This window comes from Acinetobacter gyllenbergii, from assembly GCF_001682515.1.
Taxonomy (GTDB): Bacteria; Pseudomonadota; Gammaproteobacteria; order Pseudomonadales; family Moraxellaceae; genus Acinetobacter; species Acinetobacter gyllenbergii.
On sequence record NZ_KV575269.1, the window covers coordinates 21,389 to 45,960 of the forward strand.

Below are 24,572 nucleotides of genomic sequence, written 5' to 3' on the forward strand. Positions count from 1 at the left end.
TTTGGAAATTTCTTATGTCTGAAAAACTCTGCCCAGAAACTTCGCCTTGGGGCTGGAAAGCATTAATTATCACCACTATTCTTAGTTTTTTGTTTATGGTGATTTTCTACTTGGCTATTAACAATGAACCAGATTATATGCCAATGAATCAGAAGAAAGCGGCAACCCCTGCGGAAATGTCACAATCCTCAATGTCGACAGAAACTGGCTCAACTGAAGCACATCAACACAATCACTAAAATATTAGGGTCTGTCGACATTTCACCTTACGAGCTATAGCTCTCATTGCGACAGAGAATATTTTTTAGACGATACAAGGCATGTCTTATGCAATTTAGTTATTCTAAATAAATTAAGGCATAACGAAGTAGCGGCAAAAAATGTCCTTGTCCCGCAGGGTTATGGCTAAAACATCCATAAACTGCATTATGAAACTTGACAAGGGTATCGCCATTGCCTTCATTTCATGCCTTGTTTATGTCGTTTTAGCCGATAACGCAATGCATGGCTGAAATATCAACAGACCCTGTTGTCGAATATGATAAATCCGTGTAAAACATGGGTTTATCATGGTACTCGAGATTTTCAATGCTTCAACAAAATCGTCAGGCACTGGTCGTTGAAGGCGGTGGAATGCGCGGTGCATTCACCAGCGGTGTCTTAGATGCATTTTTACAGCAACAATTTAACCCTTTTGATCTCTGCGTCGGCGTCTCTTCAGGCTCAACCAATGTCGCCAATTACCTTGCCGCACAGCAAGGTCGTACGCTAAATCTCTACCTCGACCACTCGCTTCGTTCTGAATTTATCCAATATGGTCGCTTTTTCAAAGGTGGTGACTTACTGGATTTAAAATGGATGTGGGACATTGTCGAAAAAGAGCATCCGCTCAATCAAGCCCATCTATTTGCCAATCATCCTGAATTTTATATGGTGTTAACACATGCCATTTCGGGTGAAGCCACTTATATCAAAGCGTCCAAAGACAATATCCTTGATGGATTAAGAGCCTCGAGCTCGATTCCTGTATTAACACGTCAAGCGGTTGAAGTGTTTGGTGAGCCCTACTTTGATGGGGGTGTTGCCGATGCTTTACCCGTACATTGGGCGGCACAACAGCATGATGTCTCTAAACTCATGGTACTCAGAACTCGCCCGAAAAATTATTATAAGGCCAGCAGTAAAGGTGACCAATTGCTTGCCAAATACCTGTTTAAGCAGCAACGTGGTTTTGCGCATAGTCTTTTGACTCGCACACAACGTTATAACGATGCCGTCGAATTTACCCGCTCAGCCGCTAACCAGAAAATTTTGGAAGTGTGTCCCCCTGATTTAAAAAACATGGCAGGTCGTCTTTCTAAGGATAAAGCCAAGATTCGCTATAGTTATGATGTGGGTCTAGAAACAGGCTATAAAGCGATTGAAGACTGGAATACGCTTTAATCCTTATTCAGTCGACTTTGGATGGTGAAGCGGTTTTATTCTTAATACGCTTCCCTCTCTAAAGTATGAGCCCATTGCTGATCACTTTCCCCCAACTCCATATTTTTACTTGGCAAATCAGCCCAAAAAGGCGCAAAATCTAGTTTTGCTTTTTGTTATTTTTGGAATTTATTATGAATAACCAACCATCCCCCAAAAAAGATTCAAATGAAGAAACGGTATTGGGATGGAAATTTGTCATCATTGTCGGTGTACTCAGCACCATCTTTTTAAGCTTTTTCTATTTGGCCATGACCCAAGAACCTGATTATATGCCAGGTGCACAACGTAAAGCGCAACAGCAAGAACAGCAACACACTCAACAATCAGCCACTTCTGAAGTCGTAACAGAACAGCATTAACCAGTTTTGCCCCTGACAAACTTCTCTTATTGGGAGTTTGTCATCTGACTGGAAAAAATCAAAGTGTTCATCTTTATTCGTCTTTCCTCCAAAACTTCCACTTATCTTTTGGGCAGATATAGGCTTGCTCTGAGACAGGAACCAATTGCTTCGACGCTAAATCATAGACCTTAAATTGGCATTGCTGGTTTTCATTCTCTCCCAATATTTCATACTCGCGGCCTGCTTGCGGTTTAAATGAAGCTTCCGTATTCTCACATCCATCGACCACTTTGGCTTTGCCCGTAGTCTGCTCTGTACCCACTACAAATCCATGCAGATTGATCGGTTGATTGGCCGTTACCACATATTCCTTATAGGTCACCATCTGATAGGTATTAAAATTCTGCTCAATGTCCTTTTGTATGATTGTGCGTGGCATACCAATCGAATAATTCATATTGATTCGGGTATAGGTTTTGAAAGCATTCCATGCCCCGTAGCCACTTAAATTTTCACGTATCCCTTGTTTTCTACTTTTACAATCAAAAGTATGCTGCATATATATTTGCTGGCCATTTTGGCCATATAAACGAACTCTGGCTTGCGTTGAAGGATTAAAACTGACAACGCCCTTCTGATTGAGTGGACTCTCAAACTCTTTTGCTTCACTTAAATTGGAGAAGACCAAGAGCAAAACAGCGAGATACATTTTGTTTTTCATCATTGGAATGACTCGACTTGTTATTCTTCAATTTTTATTTACAACCCTATCGCATAAGTAACGATATCAACCCATATTGATTGATATCGTTAGATTTATCCAGCAATCAATTCATGTGATTAGCACTTACAACCGATATTCTCGATTGGCATTTGATCTTGCAATAACAACTCCAGACTTTGTTTTTCAATGCCATACATGGCTTTTAAGGCTTGGATTTGCTGCATGATCTTGGCATCTGGTTGCTGAATATCCTTTCGTTTCGTCGCCAAAATCATTTTATTCTTACTGGTATGCTCCAAAGATACAAACTCGAATACTTTGGTTTCATAACCATAAGCTTTTAACAATAAGGCACGTAAAGTATCGGTCAGCATTTCCGCCTGTTGCCCTGCATGAATCCCGAATTGCAACATCGGCTGTAACACCTCTGGACTTTTTAGCTGTGGACGGAGTTCCTTATGGCAACACGGCGCACACATAATCATCGACGCATTCAGACGAATACCGGTATGAATGGCAAAGTCAGTCGCAATATCACAAGCATGTAAGGCGATCATTACATCCAACTTTTCAGGTTGATAACTCCGCACATCCCCTTCAAAAAAATCAAGATGATTAAAACCGGTCTGAGCAGCAACATCTTGGCAAAACTCAACTAAGTTTGAACGCAGTTCAACCCCCGTAATTAACGGTGTTTTCTGTTGCGCTTGTAGATAGTCATACAAGGCAAAGGTTAAATAGCCCTTTCCTGAACCAAAATCGACAATATTCAATTCTTGCTGTGATGCATCAATCTGCTCATAGGCATGCGAAAAGATTTCAATAAATTTATTAATCTGCTTCCACTTACGCGCCATGCTTGGAATGATTTGCCCTTTTTCATCGGTAATACCGAGATACTTTAAAAATGGACTTTGTTGTTGTACATAACGCTGCTTTTCACGATCATGCTGCTGTTGCTCTACTTTGGCTGTAGGAACTTGTTTTTTCTGGCTATTCAACATCGCTTTCTTTTTATTTTTCTTGAGTTGAATATCTTGATCAGAAGTGAATAGATTGGCTTGCTTAGACAGGTTCAATAGCTCAGCAATTTTTTCTAAGCCTTCATCAATCGCATAGTTTTTGGTCATGTCTTGTGTGGTGTAATGATATAAACAAGATAAACTTGCCTGACCCTGTAGTTCAATTACACGGAAAGTCATCTTTTCTAATTGTGCCATTTCGCCTTTGTACTGACTCAAAATCAGACGATCAAAGCTTTTATTTTCAATAGCTTGCTGGATATCCAAGAAAAACTGCTGTTCTTGTTCAAAAGAAAATTTCGGCGCAAACATAATGAAAACCTGACAAATAGAAACTAAATTTTAAAGCGTCTTACTTTAAAAGGGAAATTGCATTACGATACAGTTGTATTTTTATGCAACCAGATCGCTTGATGAACACAAACACATTGCTGGACTATGACCCCAAAGAAGAACTGATTAATGCCTATAGTCATGGGGCTGGCGCAGTACTGGCTTTAATTGCCTCAATCTTTTTGATCATCAAAGGCTATGGCCTGCCTTTAGGGCAATGGATCAGTTTATGGGTCTATGGTTTTAGCTTGGTACTGTTGCTCAGTAGTTCCATGCTGTATCACTTTGCCCAAGACGAACGTAAACGCTATTGGTATAAGAAACTGGATCATACCGCGATTTACTATCTGATTGCAGGCACCTATACCCCTTTTCTCAGTATCGCCATCCCGACTGCCAAAGCGCATTATTTACTGATTGCCTTATGGGCCATTGCCCTGATCGGGACACTATTCAAATTGGTCTTCATTCATCGCTTCCAAAAGCTTTCTTTAGCCGCCTATTTAGTCATGGGTTGGCTGGCTGTTTTAGTCATGGATGATATGCAACGTTACCTGTCTAAAGAGGCGGTACAACTGCTGATTGCAGGGGGGGTGGCTTATACCATCGGCACATTGTTTTATGCCTTAAAAAAGGTAAGATATACCCACGCAATTTGGCATGTTTTTGTGCTATTAGGCGCAGGATTACACTTTTTGGCAATCTACTGTTATGTATTATAAGCCCATATGTAGCATTAAGTTTTCGAAGTAAAACTGCATATTCAAAAGGAATTTTCAAGACAGCCATTAGGGCTGTTGAGCTTTCATCCATACATTGCTTTATTGGCTAAAAAACACCCTCTATCGCAATGAGAGCTATAGCTCATAAAGTGAAATATCAGCAGTCCTTATATGTTCTTGAATGAATAACATGAAGGTCTTGTATGTCGTCAAGCACTACGACTGCCACTCCAGAAGTGGCCAGCAATTCAAAAGTACGAGTATTATTTGCCAGTCTAGTCGGTACCACGATTGAGTTTTTTGACTTTTATATCTATGCCACAGCAGCAGTATTGATTTTTCCACATTTATTTTTCCCTGAAAGTAGCGATGGTGCTGCGGTACTCAAATCACTGGCAACCTTTGCGATTGCCTTTATTGCTCGTCCCATTGGTGCAGCACTCTTTGGACATCTGGGTGACCGAATCGGACGCAAAGCCACGCTGGTTGCAGCCTTGCTCACGATGGGGATTTCAACCGTCTGTATTGGCCTGTTACCGACCTATGCACAAATTGGTTTGGCTGCACCGCTATTGCTTGCCCTATGCCGTCTAGGCCAAGGTTTAGGCTTAGGTGGTGAATGGAGTGGTGCTGTACTGCTAGCCACTGAGAACGCGCCAGAGGGCAAACGCGCTTGGTATGGCATGTTTCCACAATTAGGCGCCCCGATCGGCTTTATCCTTGCGACAGGCTCATTCCTATTACTCAATGCCTTTATGTCCGAACAAGCCTTTATGACTTGGGGCTGGCGTATTCCATTTATCGCAAGTGCAGTATTGGTTTTGGTCGGTCTCTATATCCGTTTAAAACTACATGAAACCCCCGCTTTTCAAAAGGTCTTGAATAAGCAGAAAGAAGTAAATATCCCTTTTAAAGAAGTGATGACCAAACATTTGCCGATGTTGGTACTTGGAACGATTGCCGCAATCTGTACCTTTGTGGTGTTTTATCTCACCACCGTATTTGCCTTGAACTGGGGAACAACAAAACTCGGCTATGCACGCGGTGACTTCTTGGTATTACAACTGTTTGCAACCCTCTGTTTTGCTGCCTTTATTCCTCTATCTGCAATTTTTGCAGAGAAATTTGGTCGTAAAAATACTTCGATTGTCGTGTGTATTCTTTCAGCCTTGTTCGGACTGTGTTTTGCGCCACTACTCGGCTCAGGTAGCCCAATTCTGGTGTTCTTGTTCTTATGTATCGGTCTTTCGATTATGGGCTTGACCTATGGCCCAATCGGTACGGTCCTGTCTGAGATTTTTCCAACCTCAGTTCGTTATACAGGTTCAGCTTTAACCTTTAACTTGGCTGGTATTTTTGGTGCATCCTTTGCACCGTATATTGCGACTAAGTTGGCAGAAAGTTATGGCTTAGGCGCAGTGGGTTTGTACCTCAGCTTAGCGTCGATCCTCTCTTTAATTGCATTTTTAATGATTCGTGAAACCAAACATGATGATGTAAATAACCAAATTTAATCATTATTTTTTCAGATGATCTGAGAAATATCACCGCTCAGATCATCTGAAATACCATTTAATTTCATAGTTTTTATCTTATAAAGTTGCTTTTACAACTGCATTCTTCCAAATATCTTTTGTGCTAAAATAACCGCCTTCATTTTTTTTAGACGATTGTGTTATGTACGCAGTGATTATCGTTGCCGTATTTTTAGTCAGCTTTTTGTATACTTATTTACGAGGCAAAGAACGATTAAAAGCATCTCGACAATTATTTGACCATTCGACATTTTTAGCGCCAATCAATATGTTTATGACTGGCTTTTCTAAATTGCCGAACCAACCTTTCTTCGATGTAGCGCAGTTTCCTGAACTCAAACCACTACAAGATAATTGGCAAGTGATTCGTGAAGAGGCCATCCAACTACAGAACCAAATTAAAGCGTCTGAAAAAAACAATGATGCCGGCTTTAACACCTTTTTTAAACGCGGTTGGAAACGCTTTTATCTGAAATGGTATCAAGACAGCCATCCATCAGCGCAACAACTTTGCCCAAAAACAGTGGCCTTATTGGAAAGCATTCCGTCAGTCAAAGCTGCCATGTTTACCGAACTCCCTTCTGGCAGTTACTTGGGTAAGCACCGAGACCCTTATGCAGGTTCAGTACGTTATCACCTCGGTCTCGTGACACCCAATAGCGATGATTGCTTTATTGAAGTCGATCAAGAGCGTTATAGCTGGCGAGATGGTGAAGCCACAGTCTTTGATGAAACCTTTGTACATTGGGCCGAAAATAAAACCGATGAAACTCGTATTATCTTATTCTGTGATATCGAACGTCCGATGAAATGGGGTTGGGCACAGACATTCAATCACTGGTTTGGTCGCAATGTCATGTCTGCGGCAAGCTCACCCAATGATGACCAAGACAAAACTGGTTTTATCAACCGTATTTTCAAATATGGTTATGCCGTGCATCACTATGGTCGTGGCTTAAAAGAGCGCAATCGCCCACTCTACTATGTATCCAAATGGTTGCTATTTGCTATTTTAATCGGTCTAATTTTGCTTCCAAGCTTCTTATAATAAAATTCATTCATAAAAAAAGAGATGCGATTGCATCTCTTTTTTTATTTCAAATCAATTGAAATTAATTTGCTTTTGCAGTCTGTGTACCTGCTGTTTGTGCCGCCGCAGCGTTGGCCGCTTGAACAGCTGTTTCACCAATTAAAGCAACCTTGGCTTTCTCTTGGCTCTGTGCAGATAATGCAGGATTTGATGCCACAATACGGTTGATATTGGCAGAGTTTGCAGGCGCAATTGCAGCCGTTTGCAATACGATTGGACGGTTGCCTGTATCACCTAGAGTATAGCGAATGCCAGTACGTGGACTAATCACAGTTGTGACTTCACGCTTGACTTGTGCTTCAGCTGTATTGGTGCCTTTTGCCGCTAAGACTTTATCCACAGTCGTGGTTTGTGGCGCATCGTCTGCAAATGCAAAACCCGATACCGCCGCACTTGCCAAAATTAAAAGTTGTAATGGTTTTTTCATTGTCTTCCCGCTTTTAATGCGAACTCAATCAAGATCTGTAAGTCCAATAATGAAACTACAAAGCGTGTCTGGACTCAAGTAAATTCTCGTAAAAAAAGCAGAGGCCAATGCTCTGCTTTTTTATTTCAGCCTAAATCAAGTCGAAACTTAGATTTTACCGTGACATTGCTTATACTTTAAGCCTGAACCACATGGGCAAGGTGCATTACGACTTTCAGGTACTGGGAATGCAGTATCACCTACATTTTCAATCTCTTCAGAAGCCGTCACTTCGCCCGTTAAACCATCGACATCATCATGTTCAAACGACAGACGCATTGATTCCGCCTGACGTTGTTGCTGTGCTTCAAGTTCTGCCAATTCTTCTGCCGTTGGTACATGAACACGAGAGAGATCGGTCACAACATCGGACTTGATCACACCCAACATATTTACAAACAAGTTGAATGCTTCTTTCTTGTACTCTTGCTCAGGATTTTTCTGTGCGTAGCCACGTAAATGAATCCCTTGACGTAAATAGTCCATCGCAGCCAAATGATCTTTCCAATGGCGATCAAGTGAGTTCAACATAAAGTGGCGTTCCAACATTGCTGCTGAATCATCCCCCATTTGCTCACGACGTTGGCGGTAGCGATTAATGACTTCATCAGAAATCCGAGCCACTAAACCTTCTTCATCCAAACGACGATCTTGGTCTAACCATTGCTGTACAGGCAGCTCAATACCTAAATCACTCTGTAAGGCACTTTCCAAGCCTTCGATATCCCATTGGTCATGAATCGACTCTGGTGGAATAAAGTTTGCGATCAGACCTTTCACCACTTCCTGATGCATTTCTTCAATATAATCTTGAAGTGTGCTTTCAGCTAAAACTTCATCACGTTGTGAATAAATGATTTTACGCTGTTCGTTGTTCACATCATCGTACTTCAATAAGTTCTTACGAATATCAAAGTTACGTGCTTCAACTTTACGCTGTGCATTTTCGATTGAACGACTGACCATTTTATGTTCAATTGCTTCACTTTCTTGCAAGCCCATTGCACGCATCATGGCAACCACGCGATCACCCGCGAAGATACGCATCAAATCATCTTCAAGTGACAAGTAGAAGCGAGATACACCTGGGTCACCTTGACGGCCTGCACGACCACGTAACTGGTTATCAATACGACGTGATTCATGACGCTCTGAACCAATGATATGTAAACCACCTGAACTTAAAACGTCTTCGTGATCTTTTTCCCACTGTGCCTGTAAGCGTGCTTCATCTTCTGGGGTTGGGTTTTCAATTTTGGCAAGCTTGGCTTTCCAGTTACCACCCAGCAAAATATCGGTACCACGACCCGCCATATTGGTGGCAATCGTTACCGCATTTGGACTACCCGCTTGCGCAATAATATCTGCTTCACGTTCATGCTGTTTTGCGTTCAAGACTTCGTGATGAATACCCGCTTGTAGCAATTTAGAAGACAAGATTTCACTGGCTTCAATCGTTGCTGTACCAATCAAGATCGGTGCAACACCCTGCTGACGAATATTGGTAATTTCTTCAATAATCGCAGTGTATTTACCATTCCGGTTTAAATAAATTAAATCGTTATGATCCTTACGAACCATTGGACGGTGTGTTGGAATAATCACAACGTCTAGGCCATAAATTTCTTTCATTTCAGCAGCTTCAGTATCGGCAGTACCGGTCATCCCTGAAAGCTTTTTATACAGACGGAAATAGTTCTGGAAAGTTGTGGTTGCAAGCGTTTGGTTTTCAGGTTGAATTTCCATGTTTTCTTTGGCTTCAACCGCTTGATGCAGACCTTCAGACCAACGACGACCTGGCATGGTACGACCCGTGCTTTCATCCACAATAATGACTTCTTCTTTTTGCGTCTGTGGATTCACACCGATAATGTAATGAACGTTCTTTTGATAAAGATAATGCGCACGAATCGCAGCGGTGACATGGTGAACCAAGTTGAGGTTAGTTGCTGAATACAGACTCTCACCCTCAGCCAACAAGCCCATTTCAATCAGTTTTTGTTCAACTGTTTCATAACCAACTTCAGTCATTTCAACTGAGCGTTGTTTCTCATCAACCCAGAAATGTCCGCCATCAGCCACTTTTTCTTCTTTCTGTGGACGTAATGTTGGAGGAATGCTGTTAATCAGTTGATAAAGATGAGATGAATCTTCACTTTGACCTGAAATAATCAACGGCGTACGTGCTTCGTCAATCAAGATTGAGTCGACTTCATCGATGATGGCATAACTTAAACCGCGTTGCTTTTTCTCTTGCAGAGAAAACACCATGTTGTCACGAAGATAGTCGAAACCAAATTCATTGTTAGTTCCGTAGGTAATGTCGGAAGTATAGGCTTGTGCTTTTTCATCCGGCATTTGCATCGAGTAAATCACACCAATGCTAAGACCTAAAAATTCGAATAATGGACGGTTTAACTCAGCATCACGTTGTGCCAAGTAGTCGTTCACTGTAATCACATGAACGCCTTGACCACTTAATGCATTGAGATAACAAGCCAAAGTACCCATCAGGGTTTTACCTTCACCTGTACGCATTTCGGCAATCTTACCTTCGTGTAAGGTAATACCACCAATCAACTGCACGTCATAATGGCGCATGCCCATGACGCGTTTTGCTGCTTCACGACACACCGCAAACGCTTCTGGCATAAGCTTATCTAAACTTTCGCCATTACTAAAACGTTGTTTGAATTCTGGAGTTTTTGCAGAGAGGTCTGCATCGTTAAGAGCAGATATCGTCGGTTCAAGCGCATTAATTTGTTCAACAATTTTACGCATGCGTTTGAGCTCACGCTCATTTTTTGTACCGAAGATACCTCCGATCAGACTTGCCAACATGAATAAACTCTCTAATCCTGTTTGTTATAAGGTTTGTCAATTTCAACAAACCCTAGGTCGGTTAATTTTTTCTTAGCTGTTATTATGGAGTCAGAAATAAGAACTACAAGTGCTTTGCATTCAAACAGGCAAAAAAATCTGCGAGGCGATTCTGACGTCACATCACTAAAGATGCGTTAATGTAGCAAATTTGCATTTAACTTACATCGACTTGAATGTGAATTTCTGATCATTTTTTTTACAAGATCAATAATCTATATCTCAAAAGTTCATAACAAAATACAAAAACAATAATTTTATTTATAAAGTAGATGCTGCATATTAATTGGAGATAGAAAACATAAAGAATGTATAGAGGACTGATCATGACACTACGTTTAGGCGACATTGCCCCGAATTTCCAACAACAATCAAGTGAAGGAGATATTGATTTCTATGGCTTTTTAGGGGATAGCTGGGGAATCCTTTTTTCCCATCCTGCGGACTATACCCCAGTCTGTACCACCGAACTCGGCTATACGGCAAAGTTGAAAGATGAGTTTGACAAGCGCGGCGTAAAAGCCATTGCACTGTCTGTGGATGATGTTGAGTCGCATAAAGGCTGGATTCAAGATATTAACGAGACACAGAGCACCACGGTTAATTTTCCGATCCTTGCCGACAAAGACCGTAAAGTGTCTGAACTGTATGGATTTATTCATCCCAATGCCAGTGAAACCTTAACCGTACGTTCATTGGTGATTATTGATCCGAACAAAAAAGTTCGTTTGATTATTACCTACCCAGCATCAACAGGTCGTAATTTCAATGAAGTACTTCGTGTGGTCGATTCACTGCAATTAACAGACAAGCATAAAGTGGCAACTCCGGCAAACTGGCAACAGGGCGAAGATGTTGTGATTGTGCCATCATTGAAAGATGAAGAAGAAATCAAACAACGCTTCTCGAAAGGCTATAAGGCCGTCAAACCGTATTTACGACTCACACCACAGCCTGAGTGAGGATCAAACGAGCAACGCTCGTTCCGAAACGCAAGTCGAACAGCTATGCTGTGAGTTAAGAAATTAAAGCGTATGCTTTAATCGCAGTGCAAGACAAACGGAGTGCGTAGTAATAAAAACGAGCAACGCTCGTTCCTGAGAAGCGACTAAAGCTTCGCAAGAAGTCGAACAGCTATGCTGTGAGTTAAGAAATTAAAGCGTATGCTTTAATCGCAGTGCAAGACAAACGCAGTGCGTAGCAATAAAGACAAGCAACGCTCGTTCCTGAGAAGCGGCTCAAGCTTCGCAAGAAGTCGAACAGCTATGCTGTGAGTGAAGAGATTAAAGCGCGATCACGTCTGCAATGAATAACTCGAATAAGATTGAATAACAATCGCTCCGCCTATCCCCCAGATAGGCTTTTTTATATCCAAGCTAAAATTGTTTTGGTATTTCTGAATCAATCGGTTATAAAAACAATTCGATCCGCTACACAATAAAAAAAGCATCATGATCTACAATATTCATCATCTGCATTGTGGCAGCTTCTGCCCGTCTTGTGCACCGCTGTTTGGACAAAAAGGCTGGAAAGCACATCTCGTTTGTCACTGCCTGCTGATTGAAACAGACCGTGGCTTAGTTTTAATTGATACAGGCTTAGGTCTTCAAGATTATTTGCATACAGAACAACGCTTAGGGCCTTTGCTCAAACGATTTGGTTCGATTGTGCCAAATCTAAAACTCACCGCTATTCAGCAAATTCAAAAACTCGGTTTTAATCCGAGTGATGTACAACATATTTTTGTGACCCATCTAGATTTTGATCATGCGGGTGGAATTTCAGATTTCCCCAATGCGACAGTACATCTTTTAGCTGCCGAGTTTAATGCCACCCAATCCCTCACAACCAAAGGCAAACTTCGCTATAAGACAGAGCAATTTAAACAACATCGTCACTGGAACTTTGCTGAGCATAATGATGGCGAAGCATGGTTTAACCTGCAAAAAGTCCAAGGGCTTCCGTTATTTCAAGATGAAATTTTAATGATTCCCTTGATCGGGCATACGGCAGGACATTGTGGTATTGCGATCAAAAAGGCGGATGGTTGGATGCTATTTTGTGGTGATGCCTATTACACCCATCTAGAGCTCAATCCGAAAAATAAACTGAGAGCCTTGGATCTGACAGAACGTTTATTGGCCGAAGATAACCAACTGCGTTTGCAAAATCTAAAACAGTTACAATATCTCGCTCAACATGAGCCAAGCATTGAGTTAATTTGTGCCCACGATCCAGTCGAATTCAGTCGCTATCAGTAATGAAGAAAACACTCCTGAGCCTCGTGCTCATTTCTACGCTCAGTATGGGCGGCTGCATGAAGCATGCCAGCCTAAATGATGAACAACGCCCCAAAAACTGGGGAACATTGATTTCCCATACGCATAACTTTTATCAGATTAGCGATGATGTCTTTCGTAGCGATCAACCCAGCACTGAACTCATTCCGAGTTTAAAACACTATAATATTGATACGGTTATCAATCTTAGAGCCAGAAATGAAGATGCCAAAGTTTTAAAAGATCAGCCTTTTAATCTGGTGCATATTCCGATTTATACATGGGCGATTAACCGTCAAGATCTCTTACAGACCATGCAAGCGATTCAAACGGCCAAGCAAAATCATCAAAAAGTATTAATTCACTGTTACCACGGTTCAGATCGTACAGGGGCAAACATTGCCATGTATCGTATTATTTTTGAAAACTGGTCAATTGAAGATGCGGTCAAAGAAATGAAACAAGGCGGTTATGGCTTCCATGTGATCTGGAAAAACATTGATCACTTATTTACGCCTGACAATGTCAAATGGATTCGGCAACAACTATCACATTCCAGTAGCTAAAGACTGGATTGCTTTGCTATGCAAGCGTGATTATTAAGCAAATAAGTTGGCTCGAGCAGCAACTTATTTGTTGTTTTTATTCTTATTAATCACTGAGCACAATTCAAACACAAATGACCATCAAACAATAGGGTTTACCGTTATGATGTTTCCAAAGCGGAGTGGCTGAGTAAGACCTTCAAAATTTCAGACTCACCGCCATCACTGTCTGTCACTAATAAAAAGACTTCGCCATCAGACCTTGACTCGAGCCATGTAATCCCTTCAACCTTGATTGGCAGCGTCTGCCCTTTTGCATCTTGAATCAAATGCGTCGCTAAAGCTTTACCATCAGGTGAGAATACCAAGATAAAACTACCCAGCACATCACCATCATCATAGGTATTTAATGTTTGCTCAACCGCTGCCGTGGCCACTATTAGATTTTTATCCACAAAAAAATAGGCATCAGAAATCCCACTTGCAGCACCCTCGATCTCAGGCAAGTTGAGATTAAGCGAGTTGATAAGCGCATTTTCTAACGATTTTCCTGCTTGAATTTTAGCTAAATCAAAGACTAAAACACCATGATGGCGATTAATATTGCCACGTTGAAAAATATACAGATGACGATCGTCTGAACAGATGGCTTCTATATTGAGATCTGCTCCACCCGTTAATTCAACACTGTTTTCCAAAAAGTGATAATCAACTGCATCCAGAAAAATGCGGATTTGATTGTTAGATGGATTATAAAGTAATGCTTGTTTCCGATTTTCGGTAGAACCTGATCCCATCACCAATAGCTGCTGTTGGCCATCCAAGGTTATGCAACTTAATGCTTCAAAATCAGGCTTTTTTGCTTTGCTCAATATGCTAAGTGATATTTGCTCAGACGACTCAGATAACGGAACTTTTTCAAAAACCGCGGCACTAGTCAGGTTATTGTTTCGATTGGTTTTTAATAAGTAACGAACATCGTCACCCACAAAGTAAACATCGTCCCCTATACAGGCGACACCAGACAGTGCACTAACCTCAGAATCTTTTGTAAAAACAAATCGTTCTAATATTCTGATCGCTGTATTCATGATCGCGAGTCCCCTATTTAATTTTGATGGAACACTCACAGCATCAATAAAGCCTGTGATGTGTTCCTGATTTGATCTAGGGGATGATCAACGTTTATCGCTGATCAAGCGGAACCCAATCAATCACCCAAGCCGATTTCATATTTAAGCTTTCATCTGTGGTAATTTTCTTACGGGTTGCATCAGCAATGTCACGGTCCTTGGCTGGGCCAACCATAATCCGAATCCCTTTCGAGGTTGGACTCGTCGTCACTTTATAACCTTTGGCACGTAATTTAGACACGACCGCATCCGCATTGGCTTGGTTTGCGGCTAGCGCCACTTGTACCATCCATTTCTTATCACCATTTTCCATCAGATCACGTGCTTTTTCAGCTTCGGCTTTCTTGTCTGCTTCTGCTTTACGTTTATCTTCGGCGGCTTTCTTGTCTGCTTCAGCTTTACGCTTGTCTTCTGCTGCTTTCTTGTCAGCTTCTGCCTTACGTTTGTCTTCGTTGGCTTTTTTGTCCGCTTCTGCCTTACGCTTGTCTTCAGCTGCCTTCTTGTCAGCTTCAGCTTTACGCTTGTCTTCAGCTGCTTTCTTATCCGCTTCAGCTTTACGTTTATCTTCAGCTGCTTTCTTGTCAGCTTCGGCTTTACGCTTATCCTCAGCTAACTTCTTTTCAGCATCAGACTTCTGTTGAGCTGTTGTTTTCTGCTGCTCAGCGCGCTTCTTTTCATCTGCAAGTCGCTGTGCCTTGGCTTTCTCATCTTCAACAAGCTCTGGCGGAATGTTGTCTGAACTTTCCTGAGCAGCTGCACGACGCGCATTAATCGCTGCATATTCTTCGGCTGCCTTACGCGCTGCTGCTGCTTCAGCCTGCTGCTGCATCTTTAAAAATTCAGCGGCACGTGCTTCTTGTTCAGCCACCGCTTTCTCACGTGAACGACGTTGTTCTTCAAGCAAACGCTTTTCGGTTTCAACATCAACCGCCAAAGGTTGTAGAGAAACCATTTCACTCTCTTGAGCAGGCTGAGCTGTTTTTGGCTTAGACTCTGTTTTGGGAATCGGATGAGTAACGGTCGCTTGAGTCTGATCTTGCTCTATTTCTTCATTACCTTTCAGAAGCAATGCTGCCAATAAAACACCACCACCTAATAGAACAACGCCACCCATCCAGCGTTGTTTGTTATTCATCGACATTCTTCTAAATACTCCCAGACCGCTTCTAAAGTATGAAACGAACCACAGACTAAAATCAGCTGATTGTTATGACCTTGTTTCAGCACAGTTTCAAACGCTTGCTGGATACTGCCAAACTCATGCACCTGTTGCCCTTGCAGTGCTTCTTGGATTTGTTGCACTGGTGCGGCTCTCGGCACATCTAAATTAGCAATAAACCAATCTTTTACTGTTGTTTTTAGTAAATCAGTGACCGATGGAATGTCTTTATCAGCCAACATTGAAAATACTGCAACAACTTCTGTGTACTGTTTATTGTATTTTAGGAATTTTCGCAACTGCTTCAATAAAAATTCGACGCCATGCGCATTGTGGCCAGCATCAAAAATGACGGTTTTATCTTGAATCTGACGTATTTCAAAACGCCCTTGTAAGCATGCTTGCTGAATCCCGCTGGCAAGCGCTTGCTGAGAAACCTCAACACCACTCACCAGTACGGCTGCGACTGCAGTGGAAATATTATCTAAGGCCAGTTGTCCAACTGGAAGTCTTAAGGTCGTACCCGAGGATGCAAATGACCAGGTTTCACCATCATCATTGAGCTGATAAAAATAATCACGATCTAAGGCGTATAACTGCGCTTGGGTTTCAGCCACTTTCTCTTGAATGGCTTGCGGCAGTTGCTGCTGACCTGCAAAAACGACTGGAATATTTGAACGGATAATACCAGCTTTTTCAAATGCAATTTTTTCGACGGTATCACCCAACCAATCGACATGGTCTAAACCAATATTGGTAATGACGGCAATATCGGGGTCAATCACATTGACCACATCAAGACGACCACCTAAGCCAACTTCGAGTACCCAAACATCACATTGTTGCTGCTTAAAAATAACAAAAGCAGCCAAAGTGGTTGCTTCAAAAAAAGATAAACTTAAACCACACTCACGGCGGGCTTGATCCACTAAAACAAACGCATCGACCAGACTTTGATCATCTACCTCTGTACCTGTCAATTTAACTCGTTCATTAAAACGATAAATATGCGGTGACTGATACAGCCCCACCTTATACCCTTGTGCATTTAAAATTGCAGCCAAAGTCGTCGTGGTCGAGCCTTTACCATTGGTTCCTGCGACGGTAAACACCTTCGCTTGTGGTTGCATTACCCCCAACCTTTCAGCGACGGGAATAACGCGTTCTAAGCCTAAATCAATGCCTGTAACGTGAACATGGCCCCAATAATCGAGCCATGTTGTTAATGTATCTGTTGCATGTGGAGCGAGTGGTTTCAAGGTAAATTCATCAGCTTAGCGACAAGTCTGTATACAGTATCACGTAATGCATGACGATGAACAATTTGATCGACCACACCATGATCAAGCAAATATTCTGCGCGTTGGAACGGTTCTTCCAGTTTTTCACGCACGGTTTGTTCAATCACACGTTTACCCGCAAAGCCAATCATCGCTTTTGGTTCAGCAATATGTACATCACCGAGCATTGCCAATGAAGCGGTCACACCACCATAAACAGGATGAGTGAGTACCACTAAGTATGGAACACGTGCTTCTTTCATTTTTTGAATCGCAGCTGCTGTACGCGCCATCTGCATCAAAGACAACATGCCTTCTTGCATACGTGCACCACCCGAAGCAGCAAAACAGATCATCGGTTGATGTAAGGCAATCGCACGTTCAGCCGCTTGTACAAAACGGTCTCCGACCACAGTTCCCATCGAACCGCCCATAAAGTCAAAGTCAAAAGCACATGCAATCAGGTCTAGGCCTTTCAACGAACCCTGCATGACCACCAGTGCTTCAGTCTCACCCGTTTTGTCTTGCGCTTCACGCATACGATCTGGATAAGCTTTGCTATCCACAAATTTTAATGGATCTTTGGCACTAAATTCTTGGCCCAGCTCTCCATTCACCTGATCAAAGAACCAGTTCAAACGATCACGTGCGCGCATACGTAAGTGTTCATCACACTGAGGACATACATAGGCATTAAATGACATTGCGGTACGTGTTACCAGTGCATGGCACTCAGGACATTCAATGGTCGGCTCAGTAAACGTTGCTTTGAATGTTTGCTGTTGATCTACAACCTGAATACCAGGAACATGACGCTCTGTCCAAGGTGTTGAAGGGCTAAGAACCTTCCCTGATGTTAACTCTTGACTCATACTAACTCATCGAGCGCAGCTCGAAGCTCCTTCACTTTATTCACCGTCTGTTGCGCAGCTTGATCCGCTGGCAATGTCGCAAAAGATTTAACGAAAGCACTTCCTACAATCACGGCATCAGCAACTTGACCCATCGCTTTTGCAGACGCTGCATCACTAATTCCAAAACCGACACCCACAGGGACATTGGTCTTCGACTTAATTTTTGCAATACGCGCCGCCGCTTCAGAGGTATCTAATGTCGCTGCACCGGTCACACCTTTCAGTGATACATAGTAAACAAAGCCGCTGGCTTGATTGACCACATGTTGGATACGTTGATCGGTTGAGGTTGGTGCAAGCAAGAAGATCTGATCCATTCCATTTTGTTTAAGAACTTCACCTAATTGCTTTGATTCTTCTGGCGGTAAGTCCACCAAAAGTATTCCATCAACACCACAGTCTTTCGCATAAGCAACAAACTTTTCATAACCAATCACTTCAACTGGATTTAAATATCCCATCAAAACGACTGGTGTGGTTTGATCTTTTTCACGAAAGGCTTTCACCATATCCAATGCATCTAAAGTATTGGTTCCACCGGCCAAAGCACGCTCAGCGGCTAAGGCAATCACAGGACCATCCGCCATTGGGTCAGAGAATGGTAGACCCAGTTCAATGACATCGACCCCTGCTTCAACCATTTGATGAAGTAAAGGAACAGTGACTTGTGGATGCGGGTCACCTGCCATCACATAAGAAACAAGCGCTTTACGTTGCTGAGATTTAAGCTGTTCAAAACGAGTGGCAAGACGTGACATAGGATTATGCTTTCCTTGATTTATATAAATTGAGGAGTTGTTTGTAGTCATACAAAAACACTGCATTGTAACGCTATTTTTTGTTCATTGAACAGAGTTTGACGTGATTGCGACCGTGAATCTTGCGACTTACAACGCCTCGTGTACATTTATCTATATTTTGAGTTTTTTCTCAATGATCAAAGCTTCCTAATTTTGGGCTTATCTCATCGCATTTTAGAAATCAGCCAAGCTCCTTTATACTAGCCGCAATTTTTAAGTTTTCTTTTTATTTTTATGTCTGCCCACTCTCAGGAAAAAGTACAAAGCAATGCCCTTGCTTTGCTACCGCTATTGGTATTTTTGATCATCTTTCTCGGGAGTGGTGTCTATCATTCAATGATCGGGACAGAATTTGCCTTCTATCAAGTCAAAGCACCTGTAGCCGCAATTCCAGCCGTTATTTTAGCTTTGCTGCTATATAAACAAAAACTCAACGTAGCCATCGAAGATTTTTTGCAGGGCGCCAGTCATCCCAATCTGGTTCTAATGCTTATGGTGTTTATGTTAGCGGGTGCTTTTGCCAGTGTCTCCAGTGCTATAGGCAGCGTCGATGCAACCGTACAGTTAGGGCTTTCACTGATTTCGCCACAATTTGTGTTACCTATGCTGTTTATCATTGCTGCATTTATTGCAACCGCGATGGGAACTTCAATGGGCACCATTGCAGCCTGTGCCCCGATTGCCTTTGGTTTCGCCCAAGCCACTGATATTGCACCCGTCTATGCCATTGGTGCTGTAGTCGGTGGTGCTATGTTCGGTGATAATTTATCGATGATCTCAGACACCACCATTGCCGCAACCCGTAGCCAGAATGTTGAATTAAGAGATAAATTTAGAGTCAATGTCTGGATTGCCCTCCCTGCGGCCATTATTACCTTATTGGTTTATATTTCAATGAGCCACGAAGCGGAAGCGATTCAATCACAGCCTTATGATCTCTGGCTGATTCTGCCTTATCTGGCTGTGTTTTTCCTCGCCTTTACCCGTCTGCATGTCTTGGCAGTGCTGATGATTGGAGTAATTCTATCTGGGTTGATGGGACTGATTGAGAAACCAGATTTTGACCTTCTCAAACTGAATAGTGCGATTTATGATGGCTTTGTTAGCATGTTTGAGGTGGCATTACTTTCCATGTTGTTGGGTGGACTATCCACCCTGATGCAAAAAGAAGGTGGTTTGCAGTGGTTGATCCAACGGATCTATGCCATTACACGTCTATTCAAATTCGGTAAACAACGTGCTGGTGAATTCGGGATTAGCTTTCTGGTGGTCTTCTCGAATTTATTTGTGGCCAACAATACCGTCGCGATTATTTTATCTGGCGATATGGCACGTGAAGTGGCCAGAGAATATGGGGTTGATCCAAAACGTAGCGCGGCTTTACTGGATATTTTTTCTTGTGTGGTTCAAGGGATTATTCCCTACGGCGCACAACTACTGCTTGCCTGTTCAATTGCCAAACTCTCTCCAATTGAGTTGATTGGCAATATCTACTATTGCTGGATTCTTGCGGTTTGTGCAGTCCTTGCAATTGTCTTTAATTATCCACGTTTAAAAAACCAATAGAAAGTTTGGGTTACTGATCAAATCCCACTCTCAATAACGCTTTAATTTAGACAAGAATCTACTATCGTGACAGGCGACATGGATGTCGCCCGTTGGACTGGCCTTGCGCTGCATTTCAAAGCAGTGCTTGAAAATTTGCTCAGGACGTACCGTCAGTCCAACAGAGGATTTTTGTTACTTTTCATCCCTGAAAAGTAAGGGAAATATCAAACCTATCTGATTATTCATCAATTAAACAATCTTAGCTAAACTCACTTATTAATTAAAAGTTTGATTAGCAGTCTGATCTAAAATCTAAAGTGATTTCAAAAACTGCTTGGGCGTAACGCCTGTCCAACGCTTAAACGCCCGTCCAAACGCACTCTGATCCGCATAATTCAACCGCTCCGCAATTTCAGAAAAAGACTTCCCTTGCTGCAAATACAACTTACTCTGCTCCAAACGATACTGATCTAGCACATCCTGAAAATTCAGCTCATGGGCTTTGAGCTGACGTTGTAGCGTTCGTTCCGAACAATGCAGACGCTTCGCCACATAACTTTGCAATACCTCTTCCTGTTGCAATAAACCTTGCTCGATAAAGCCATGTATTTTTTGGCGAAATTGCTGCTGTTGGACTTCAAAAGAACTCACGCTATTCAATGAATGCTGCGCTTGAGTGGATAACACTTGATTCAGTTGCTGATCTGCGGCAATACTTTTTGCCTTTAAAATTTGATTGGAAAAGCGGATGGCGTACTGCCCCTGCTGAATTTGAATCGGGCAACCATAGAATTTTTCAAAATGATAAAGTGCAGTATGCGGCGCATAGCCAAATTGGATCATTTGCGGTGGCACTAAAGCATCTTGCACAATCGACTGCGAAATTTTAAAGATCAAGGCCAGATTGAGCTCATACATTTCCCGATAATCACTATAGGATGCACTCCAAACAATTTGGATATATTCAGAGAATTGCTGTACATCGAGCTGCTCTAAATTGGTTTGTTTAAACACCAGCGAATAGTAACGTTGTAATAATTGCAAGGCTTGCTGTAGATCAATACTGGTCGATGCCAAATAGCCCATCAAACCTAAATCTTGTAAATTGGCATGCTCTGCCAATACCAAAGTAATCGGACGAGTAAAGTGTGCTTGAGCAGCCTGTAACAATAAGGCGTAACGTTCGACATCAAAGTCACGCTCATCGGGGTTTTCCAAACAGGCTTGAAAGGCTTGCCAAAGTTCAGGTGCAACAACTTTAGACAAATCAATTTGTTCCTGTTGTAAAACACGATTAAACAAACGCAAATAGCCAATAATTATTTTAACTGACATGGGGCAATCTCATCCTGAGCTGTCGTTATTTGTATAAAACTTGGCTGTAACTGTCAAAACATTTCATCGGACTTTTTTCATACTGAGTACATGAAGAAAAACAAGGAATAGTCAAGATGAATGCACATGTTTCCTATCAAGTTGATCCTGTTGTCAGAACCAAACTGGACTTCCACCTCGACCAAGCGCCACGCTTCTGGTTTGGGGGGGATCCGTTCCGTACCCGTATGTTTGATGCTTTAAGCCTCACCTTCCCTGATGGCGAGCGCTACTTTATTGAATGTGTCCGTTTATTCCGTGACAAAATTGATGATCCAGACTTACAGGAACGTGTGGCTGATTTTATTCGTCAGGAAGCACAGCATGGTATTGCGCATGACAAAATGAACCAAGTCATGAAAGATCAAGGCATGCCTGTAGACCAGTTCACGACGCGTTTAAAGAAAATTTTTCGTTTTGAGCTCAAGAATCGCTCACCACAATACAACATTGCCATGACCGCAGCTGCCGAGCATTTAACGGCGCTAATGGCCGATACCTTTTATAGTAAAAAAGAAACCCTAGCAGAGGCTGATCCTTTTGTACGTGCACTTTTTGCTTGGCATGCGATTGAAGAAATGGAACATCGTGATGTGGCTTTTGATGTGATGCGTGAAGTTGGTGAAGTACCTGAAGCCACCCGTCGCTTTGCCCTAGTGTTCACCACAGTGATGATGTTTGGCTTCACCCTGTATCGTACTGATGTGATGCTCAAAACCGATGGTTTTAACTTAAGACAACGTTTTGATATGGCACGTAAAGGTTTACCGTGGTTCTTTGGTCGCAACGGTATTTTAACGGCAAAAAGAGCACAATATAGCGACTGGTTTAAAAAAGATTTTCATCCAAATCAACATCCGGTTATTCGCCAGTATGATGTTTGGATTGATACTTTAGCCAAAACCAATGATCCGATTGCTGCGGGTGAAGCTTTTTGGCAAGCAGGGCTATGACCGAAGGCAATATTGCAATGAGATCATCTTATTTCGGTATTGCTCTTATTTCAATGTTTGAATAAGGATTGCCTACAAGCAGAATGCCTTGCACTCCTCATCAGTAAGTCTTCAATTACGGTGTACTTTCTTCACATGATCTGCAAGAAAGTACACATGATTTTTTAAGCAATATTTAATGAAAAACTTACCAGCAACATTAAATACAACAGCGAGAATATATTCAGGGACGAGGAAAAATTATTCTTCCTCAACTTTTAAAACAAAATCCTGATCAAAATCTTTTAATCCATCCCTGACCGTACCAGAAATATTTATCTTATAAATACCAGACTTCGTGGGTGTGCCCTCAATCTTCGTCAAAGCATGCCGAGCAAATTGTTTTTCCCCTTGATCTGATGAAACAATCAAACCACTGTTTTGATCAATATTTGATGCCACAACAAAAGTATCTTCAATTACACCATATTCTTTCATCTGTATTTCTGCATAATAAGGACTTCCAACTTTTGCCATTGGAATTTCTTTTGTCAAAAAGACATCACTATTCTCATGAGAACATCCCAATAGAAATAAAAATGTAAGTACGGCAAGCTTAGGTCGCAAGAAAAACTGATTGGCTGACACTGAATTTAAAAATTGAACATGACATGTATGTTGTTGTACGCTTGATTCACGCTTCTTCAAAAAATAATTTTCCTTAAAAATCATGTTTTTATATTTAACCACCCTCGATTAAATGAATATTTTATATGGACTACAAGGAGCTAGAGACAAAGTCAGCTGATGATAAAAACAACCAACTTAAACCATTATTATGACTAAAACCGCTCAATTCGGTATGCCTACCACTTCGCATAGTGCTGTTCTAACAAACCATATTGATTATCTAATGACACCACTTCAACCTGCTCATGTGCAATGGTCCCGCTGACTTTGGCCTGCCATTGATTGAACTGGCTGCCAATCAAACGCAGGTTAATATTTTCAAAACGACACCAACCTGTTTCCACCATCAAGTTTAAACATCCACCCAAAGAACGAATCGACCATGTGTTTTCATTTTGCTGTTCGAATAATACATCAGTTAAAGGATACAAACGCCCGTTGACCCACAAGGCATTTTCATTACCAAAACTTTCATTGACTCCTGAAGCAAGGTTAAGACCAATTCGCCGATCCTGTGCATCACGGAACTGGCAAGATAGCCAGAACCAAGCTGTTTCAGGACGTAGGAAACCACAGGTATCATCCAAAGCTGCAAGGCTATGTGCATTAAATTCAATCTGTTGTCGATCAGGACTCATAAAGAATCCTTCAACTGCCAGTGTGGTTTGCTTCTGGGTATAGGTCCAGCCATTGATCCCCGTCGGGCTACACAAACTTAAAGCATCCGTGCCCGCACAAAAAATTCGGGCTTTCAGTTGTACTTCACCATGTTTGGTCACTTGAATGTAGCGCACCCCATTGGCATGTTGCATATCGAATTGATAGGCTGATTTCTTAAAATGGCTTTGACTAAATAAGGGTTGCTCATCAAGCTGTGTTTTGAATGCCAAGGGCTGAATCGCATTCCACTCAATCACTTTTTGGGTTTGATGATCATAAACATAAAAGAAACCATGTCCTGCCCAAGATAAATCAACAATCGCCACGCCAATGCTGTAATGCGCATGTTGCAAACCACAGAATTTAAATTTCTTATATTTAAGCTGTTTGCGCCAACCTTTCAGTATCTGCCCATAAGGCGTTTTATAAATATAGTCGTCCAGATTAATCCGCGAAGGGACTTGTTCAAAACGTCCATAACGCGGTTGGCCATTGGCTTGTATCAAATCCATTTTATATTCCATGATTGCGAGATCGCATCTATGTCCATAATAGACTGTAAGTGATCAAATTTACTACTATTTCTATATAAAGAAGTGCTACTTAATTCGCATTTTACCCGATAAACCCAAGCGCTTAATGGACTTTTTAGCTTATAAT

23 protein-coding genes are annotated in these 24,572 nt (G+C 41.8%); 11 read left to right on the plus strand and 12 right to left on the minus strand.

Going from position 1 to position 24,572, the window contains the following annotated elements:
- Window positions 1-14: 14 nt before the first annotated feature.
- The 3 genes from NG55_RS17210 (at window position 15) to NG55_RS17220 (ending at window position 1,844) form a co-directional block, all read left to right on the plus strand.
- Window positions 15-239 carry a hypothetical protein gene (locus tag NG55_RS17210; protein ID WP_005244151.1) on the plus strand — a complete coding sequence of 75 codons (225 nt, stop codon included), beginning with the start codon at window positions 15-17 and terminating at the stop codon, window positions 237-239.
- 349 nt (window positions 240-588) lie between these two features.
- Complete coding sequence (locus tag NG55_RS17215; protein WP_016540630.1) at window positions 589-1,443, plus strand: patatin-like phospholipase family protein; 855 nt, start codon at window positions 589-591, stop codon at window positions 1,441-1,443.
- Window positions 1,444-1,616: 173 nt separating this feature from the next.
- Entirely contained in the window at window positions 1,617-1,844 is a 228-nt protein-coding gene (locus tag NG55_RS17220; RefSeq protein ID WP_016660169.1) for a hypothetical protein, read from the plus strand.
- A 73-nt stretch (window positions 1,845-1,917) separates the two neighbouring features.
- Here NG55_RS17220 and NG55_RS17225 read toward each other — a convergent pair whose 3' ends face one another.
- Both NG55_RS17225 and NG55_RS17230 read right to left on the minus strand, forming a co-directional pair.
- Window positions 1,918-2,550: a hypothetical protein gene (locus NG55_RS17225; RefSeq protein WP_016660168.1), complete on the minus strand. Its 633-nt coding sequence runs from the start codon at window positions 2,548-2,550 to the stop codon at window positions 1,918-1,920.
- A gap of 116 nt (window positions 2,551-2,666) precedes the next feature.
- Entirely contained in the window at window positions 2,667-3,884 is a 1,218-nt protein-coding gene (locus tag NG55_RS17230) for a class I SAM-dependent methyltransferase (protein WP_065343932.1), read from the minus strand.
- 101 nt (window positions 3,885-3,985) lie between these two features.
- On the opposite strand from NG55_RS17230, the gene trhA reads away from it, so the two are divergent.
- The 3 genes from trhA (at window position 3,986) to lpxO (ending at window position 7,210) form a co-directional block, all read left to right on the plus strand.
- Complete coding sequence (gene trhA / locus NG55_RS17235; RefSeq protein ID WP_065344010.1) at window positions 3,986-4,627, plus strand: PAQR family membrane homeostasis protein TrhA; 642 nt, start codon at window positions 3,986-3,988, stop codon at window positions 4,625-4,627.
- A 203-nt stretch (window positions 4,628-4,830) separates the two neighbouring features.
- The gene (locus NG55_RS17240) at window positions 4,831-6,141 is read left to right on the plus strand and encodes an MFS transporter (RefSeq protein WP_016540633.1); all 1,311 of its coding nucleotides are present in this window, start codon (window positions 4,831-4,833) and stop codon (window positions 6,139-6,141) included.
- Between the two features lie 163 nt (window positions 6,142-6,304).
- Entirely contained in the window at window positions 6,305-7,210 is a 906-nt protein-coding gene (gene lpxO / locus NG55_RS17245; RefSeq protein ID WP_023271381.1) for a lipid A hydroxylase LpxO, read from the plus strand.
- Between the two features lie 64 nt (window positions 7,211-7,274).
- Here lpxO and NG55_RS17250 read toward each other — a convergent pair whose 3' ends face one another.
- Together NG55_RS17250 and secA are read right to left on the minus strand one after the other, a co-directional pair.
- Window positions 7,275-7,679 carry a thioredoxin domain-containing protein gene (locus NG55_RS17250; RefSeq protein ID WP_016540634.1) on the minus strand — a complete coding sequence of 135 codons (405 nt, stop codon included), beginning with the start codon at window positions 7,677-7,679 and terminating at the stop codon, window positions 7,275-7,277.
- A 147-nt stretch (window positions 7,680-7,826) separates the two neighbouring features.
- Window positions 7,827-10,559, minus strand: coding sequence for a preprotein translocase subunit SecA (gene secA, locus NG55_RS17255; RefSeq protein ID WP_016540635.1), 2,733 nt, complete (start codon window positions 10,557-10,559; stop codon window positions 7,827-7,829).
- Window positions 10,560-10,924: 365 nt separating this feature from the next.
- On the opposite strand from secA, the gene NG55_RS17260 reads away from it, so the two are divergent.
- From NG55_RS17260 to NG55_RS17270, 3 genes are all read left to right on the plus strand, one after another.
- On the plus strand, window positions 10,925-11,560 hold the full coding sequence (locus tag NG55_RS17260) for a peroxiredoxin (protein WP_065343933.1): 636 nt from the start codon (window positions 10,925-10,927) through the stop codon (window positions 11,558-11,560).
- A gap of 489 nt (window positions 11,561-12,049) precedes the next feature.
- Window positions 12,050-12,859 carry an MBL fold metallo-hydrolase gene (locus NG55_RS17265; RefSeq protein WP_016540637.1) on the plus strand — a complete coding sequence of 270 codons (810 nt, stop codon included), beginning with the start codon at window positions 12,050-12,052 and terminating at the stop codon, window positions 12,857-12,859.
- Window positions 12,859-13,443, plus strand: coding sequence for a dual specificity protein phosphatase family protein (locus tag NG55_RS17270; RefSeq protein WP_016660167.1), 585 nt, complete (start codon window positions 12,859-12,861; stop codon window positions 13,441-13,443). The genes NG55_RS17265 and NG55_RS17270 overlap by 1 nt, the downstream gene beginning before the upstream one ends.
- A gap of 140 nt (window positions 13,444-13,583) precedes the next feature.
- Here the strand turns inward: NG55_RS17270 and NG55_RS17275 are convergent, their stop codons facing one another.
- The 5 genes from NG55_RS17275 to trpA form a co-directional block, all read right to left on the minus strand.
- Window positions 13,584-14,513, minus strand: a complete 930-nt coding sequence (locus NG55_RS17275; RefSeq protein WP_065343934.1) for a DUF6929 family protein — start codon at window positions 14,511-14,513, stop codon at window positions 13,584-13,586.
- 94 nt (window positions 14,514-14,607) lie between these two features.
- Window positions 14,608-15,696: an SPOR domain-containing protein gene (locus NG55_RS17280; RefSeq protein WP_023271377.1), complete on the minus strand. Its 1,089-nt coding sequence runs from the start codon at window positions 15,694-15,696 to the stop codon at window positions 14,608-14,610.
- Window positions 15,687-16,973, minus strand: a complete 1,287-nt coding sequence (gene folC, locus NG55_RS17285; protein WP_065343935.1) for a bifunctional tetrahydrofolate synthase/dihydrofolate synthase — start codon at window positions 16,971-16,973, stop codon at window positions 15,687-15,689. Before folC ends, NG55_RS17280 begins: the two co-directional genes overlap by 10 nt.
- Window positions 16,970-17,866, minus strand: coding sequence for an acetyl-CoA carboxylase, carboxyltransferase subunit beta (gene accD / locus NG55_RS17290; protein ID WP_016540642.1), 897 nt, complete (start codon window positions 17,864-17,866; stop codon window positions 16,970-16,972). Before accD ends, folC begins: the two co-directional genes overlap by 4 nt.
- Window positions 17,863-18,666, minus strand: coding sequence for a tryptophan synthase subunit alpha (gene trpA, locus NG55_RS17295; RefSeq protein ID WP_005269294.1), 804 nt, complete (start codon window positions 18,664-18,666; stop codon window positions 17,863-17,865). The genes accD and trpA overlap by 4 nt, the downstream gene beginning before the upstream one ends.
- A gap of 276 nt (window positions 18,667-18,942) precedes the next feature.
- Between trpA and NG55_RS17300 the strand changes: the two genes are divergently transcribed.
- Window positions 18,943-20,274, plus strand: a complete 1,332-nt coding sequence (locus NG55_RS17300) for a Na+/H+ antiporter NhaC family protein (protein ID WP_065343936.1) — start codon at window positions 18,943-18,945, stop codon at window positions 20,272-20,274.
- A 294-nt stretch (window positions 20,275-20,568) separates the two neighbouring features.
- On the opposite strand, the gene NG55_RS17305 is transcribed toward NG55_RS17300, so the two are convergent.
- Entirely contained in the window at window positions 20,569-21,591 is a 1,023-nt protein-coding gene (locus NG55_RS17305; protein ID WP_023271374.1) for an AraC family transcriptional regulator, read from the minus strand.
- A gap of 116 nt (window positions 21,592-21,707) precedes the next feature.
- Here NG55_RS17305 and NG55_RS17310 point away from each other — a divergent pair, with 116 nt between their 5' ends.
- Window positions 21,708-22,583, plus strand: coding sequence for a metal-dependent hydrolase (locus tag NG55_RS17310; RefSeq protein ID WP_005206151.1), 876 nt, complete (start codon window positions 21,708-21,710; stop codon window positions 22,581-22,583).
- Window positions 22,584-22,823: 240 nt separating this feature from the next.
- On the opposite strand, the gene NG55_RS17315 is transcribed toward NG55_RS17310, so the two are convergent.
- Entirely contained in the window at window positions 22,824-23,270 is a 447-nt protein-coding gene (locus tag NG55_RS17315) for a hypothetical protein (RefSeq protein ID WP_228129628.1), read from the minus strand.
- Window positions 23,271-23,428: 158 nt separating this feature from the next.
- Window positions 23,429-24,424 (minus strand): DUF2804 domain-containing protein, encoded by a 996-nt coding sequence (locus tag NG55_RS17320; protein WP_016540646.1) that lies wholly within the window; start codon window positions 24,422-24,424, stop codon window positions 23,429-23,431.
- Window positions 24,425-24,572: the final 148 nt, after the last annotated feature.

Excerpts from the sequence above, each read along its gene's own strand:
- NG55_RS17210 (WP_005244151.1), top strand. The coding sequence starts at position 15 with ATGTCTGAAAAACTCTGCCCAGAAACTTCGCCTTGGGGCTGGAAAGCA.
- NG55_RS17215 (WP_016540630.1), top strand. The coding sequence starts at position 589 with ATGCTTCAACAAAATCGTCAGGCACTGGTCGTTGAAGGCGGTGGAATG.
- NG55_RS17220 (WP_016660169.1), top strand. The coding sequence starts at position 1,617 with ATGAATAACCAACCATCCCCCAAAAAAGATTCAAATGAAGAAACGGTA.
- NG55_RS17225 (WP_016660168.1), bottom strand. The coding sequence starts at position 2,550 with ATGATGAAAAACAAAATGTATCTCGCTGTTTTGCTCTTGGTCTTCTCC.
- NG55_RS17230 (WP_065343932.1), bottom strand. The coding sequence starts at position 3,884 with ATGTTTGCGCCGAAATTTTCTTTTGAACAAGAACAGCAGTTTTTCTTG.
- trhA (WP_065344010.1), top strand. The coding sequence starts at position 3,986 with ATGAACACAAACACATTGCTGGACTATGACCCCAAAGAAGAACTGATT.
- NG55_RS17240 (WP_016540633.1), top strand. The coding sequence starts at position 4,831 with ATGTCGTCAAGCACTACGACTGCCACTCCAGAAGTGGCCAGCAATTCA.
- lpxO (WP_023271381.1), top strand. The coding sequence starts at position 6,305 with ATGTACGCAGTGATTATCGTTGCCGTATTTTTAGTCAGCTTTTTGTAT.
- NG55_RS17250 (WP_016540634.1), bottom strand. The coding sequence starts at position 7,679 with ATGAAAAAACCATTACAACTTTTAATTTTGGCAAGTGCGGCGGTATCG.
- secA (WP_016540635.1), bottom strand. The coding sequence starts at position 10,559 with ATGTTGGCAAGTCTGATCGGAGGTATCTTCGGTACAAAAAATGAGCGT.
- NG55_RS17260 (WP_065343933.1), top strand. The coding sequence starts at position 10,925 with ATGACACTACGTTTAGGCGACATTGCCCCGAATTTCCAACAACAATCA.
- NG55_RS17265 (WP_016540637.1), top strand. The coding sequence starts at position 12,050 with ATGATCTACAATATTCATCATCTGCATTGTGGCAGCTTCTGCCCGTCT.
- NG55_RS17270 (WP_016660167.1), top strand. The coding sequence starts at position 12,859 with ATGAAGAAAACACTCCTGAGCCTCGTGCTCATTTCTACGCTCAGTATG.
- NG55_RS17275 (WP_065343934.1), bottom strand. The coding sequence starts at position 14,513 with ATGAATACAGCGATCAGAATATTAGAACGATTTGTTTTTACAAAAGAT.
- NG55_RS17280 (WP_023271377.1), bottom strand. The coding sequence starts at position 15,696 with ATGTCGATGAATAACAAACAACGCTGGATGGGTGGCGTTGTTCTATTA.
- accD (WP_016540642.1), bottom strand. The coding sequence starts at position 17,866 with ATGAGTCAAGAGTTAACATCAGGGAAGGTTCTTAGCCCTTCAACACCT.
- trpA (WP_005269294.1), bottom strand. The coding sequence starts at position 18,666 with ATGTCACGTCTTGCCACTCGTTTTGAACAGCTTAAATCTCAGCAACGT.
- NG55_RS17300 (WP_065343936.1), top strand. The coding sequence starts at position 18,943 with ATGTCTGCCCACTCTCAGGAAAAAGTACAAAGCAATGCCCTTGCTTTG.
- NG55_RS17305 (WP_023271374.1), bottom strand. The coding sequence starts at position 21,591 with ATGTCAGTTAAAATAATTATTGGCTATTTGCGTTTGTTTAATCGTGTT.
- NG55_RS17310 (WP_005206151.1), top strand. The coding sequence starts at position 21,708 with ATGAATGCACATGTTTCCTATCAAGTTGATCCTGTTGTCAGAACCAAA.
- NG55_RS17320 (WP_016540646.1), bottom strand. The coding sequence starts at position 24,424 with ATGGATTTGATACAAGCCAATGGCCAACCGCGTTATGGACGTTTTGAA.